We start from the raw sequence: 375 nt of genomic DNA, 5'->3' as shown, positions 1-375 counted from the left end.
GAATATTTTTCCGCAATATATTTTCTGCATTTTTAATTTCTTCAATGATAGGTTTTCAGAACCTTCCCCTTTTGGTAGAAAAATAAAAAGAATTTCGATCGATATTCAACAATATAAGTAATTAGAATAAAATAATGTCGTATTGTGTTGTTTATTTGTAATTGTATTCGTATATTTATCTCGATATGAGATACTTAACACTTAAAAAAGAAGAGATTGATGTATTAAAATACCTTCATCAAAACAGCCCTAATAATACCGTTAGAAAACGTAGCCAATGCCTTGTTTTATCACATCAAAGACACAAGATTAACAACCTTGCTTCTGTTTTTAATGTCAATCGCAGAACGATTGAACGTTGGTATGATAGTTGGG

The 375-nt window shown here is 29.3% G+C and carries 1 protein-coding gene; it reads left to right on the top strand.

Annotated elements, in window-relative coordinates; genetic code table 11:
• Nucleotides 1–185: 185 nt before the first annotated feature.
• Nucleotides 186–375: helix-turn-helix domain-containing protein (locus A3SG_RS22620; protein ID WP_016991471.1), on the top strand; the 190-nt coding region annotated here is incomplete at its 3' end.

It is taken from the genome of Flavobacterium sp. ACAM 123 (genome assembly GCF_000264055.1).
Lineage (GTDB): Bacteria > Bacteroidota > Bacteroidia > Flavobacteriales > Flavobacteriaceae > Flavobacterium.
The sequence above is the reverse complement of the archived record's forward strand: the minus strand, read 5'-3'. Positions and strand labels throughout refer to the sequence as shown.